Genomic DNA, 1,758 nt, shown 5'->3' on the forward strand with positions numbered 1-1,758 from the left:
GGTATGTAGTCGGCGGGGTCCATCACCATACCCATGTAGGGATGGATGGGGTTGAAAGGGGGAGCTGTCGTCACATGGACGTCAACCCCGACTATCATAGTGATATGACTGTCCGCAAGTAACATAATCAGACTATTTTGGGTTTCTCAGTGAGTATTCCGCATCGAGTTTGGCTACTAAGTTTGATGTTTTTAATTATATTAATATATTACTAAAACGGTCACCCCAATATCAAAAAAGAGAATTATTCCATTTTATCAAATCATAATTATATTTATTAGACTGTGCTTTGCTAAAAATATCCCAAACAAAACTTCTATTTAAAACTTTACTTTCTATATTTTCAATAAGACTTAACTCTTCAAATTTAAGTTCTAAAATAATTGAGGTCTGATCAATCTCACTTATTATTTGTTTTGTTATATACTTAATATCAGGTCTTTTCGATAAAAGACATTGTCTTAATGTGTCATAGACATACAATCCTGATAAATTCGAGTTATTAGAATGTCCAGTTATACACTTATATGCAATATCTAAACATATTACAACATTTAAGGCAATTGCATTAGCTACTCCTGGATAAGAGTCTGAATTAGGAACATAATCATTCATCTGTATAAAGTTAGATTCAAAAGCCTCATTTTTTTTGTATTTATAGATATTATCCCATAAATAATAAGACATTTGTTTTATTAGAAAATAATTTCCAACATTGTATTGATCAACAATCATTTTATACATTTCTATAATTTTCTCACAATTATAGAGAGAATATAGAGCTGACTGTTGCATTGTTAGACTCTGTGTCTTTTCAACAATCTGTTTTTTATAAAAATCATACATAATATATTCTTAATGACATTCTACTTTAATTCCTAAATCTTTTAATTGTTGCATACAATTATGTTCACCAGGTCCACAAGGCATTCTTTTCCATGTAGCCACAGTTTTAAGATTCTCAACATTTTTTAGTAAAACTTCTTCTGCATGAAGGTTTTGGCCATTTACGTGTACTGTCGAGGTATTGAGTGGAGTTACACCTAATTCCTGACATTTTGCTACTTGTCCAGGATCTAACCCATTACTTGATGCTGCAAATAAACCACCTGTTGCATCTTGTCCAACTGCAACAGTTCTGCAAACTTCAGCTAAAAAATGATTGGCAGATTCGCTTATTTCTTTAGCTAATTCTGTTAAAGCTTCAAGGAGACCAAAAATATCCATCCATGTATTCACATCCTGCACATATCCATAGAGTGTAGGATTGTTTCCAGCAAGCCCGATAGGGTCGGAGGAGATATACATACCCATTTGCGGGGAGTAATAGCGGAACCGATTGTAATACAGCCCCGTTTCTTCATCCTCGTACTGTCCCTGATAGCGGAATGGCACGAGCGTTCGGTCTCCGTGGCATTCCTTCACCTCTCCGTACACATCCAGCAGCATCTCCCAGACAAGCTTTCCCTTGCTGTCGTATGCCTGCGTCGGCGTACCGAGGTAGTCATGCACTATCGTGTAGCGTTCCCCGTCCGTGACCTTCGCCACAGGCGTGAACGACGTTCCGTCATACACCCATGTCACAAGGCCCTCCGGCTTCTCCGTTCCGTCGTATTCCTCGCGTCCGGTCTCGTCCGTGACGAGCCTCGGTCTCAGGGCTTCGTCGGTGTCCCATTCGTGCAGCACCACGTTGCCGTCCCATCCGAAACGGTGCACGGTGTCGCCAGTCCTTTTTGACACCCGTCTGCCGAGGGCGTC

The 1,758-nt window shown here is 39.4% G+C and carries 2 protein-coding genes; both read right to left on the reverse strand.

Annotation, left to right across the window (positions count from 1 at the left end):
* Positions 1-231: 231 nt before the first annotated feature.
* Positions 232-846: a DUF416 family protein gene (locus HMPREF0673_RS01635; RefSeq protein ID WP_007897253.1), complete on the reverse strand. Its 615-nt coding sequence runs from the start codon at positions 844-846 to the stop codon at positions 232-234.
* A 9-nt stretch (positions 847-855) separates the two neighbouring features.
* A partial coding sequence (locus HMPREF0673_RS14965) for an RHS repeat domain-containing protein (protein ID WP_007897256.1) occupies positions 856-1,758 on the reverse strand: 903 nt, incomplete at its 5' end.

It is taken from the genome of Leyella stercorea DSM 18206, assembly GCF_000235885.1.
Taxonomy (GTDB): Bacteria; Bacteroidota; Bacteroidia; order Bacteroidales; family Bacteroidaceae; genus Prevotella; species Prevotella stercorea.

Coding starts and splice junctions, on each gene's coding strand:
- HMPREF0673_RS01635 (WP_007897253.1), bottom strand. CDS start 846: ATGTATGATTTTTATAAAAAACAGATTGTTGAAAAGACACAGAGTCTA.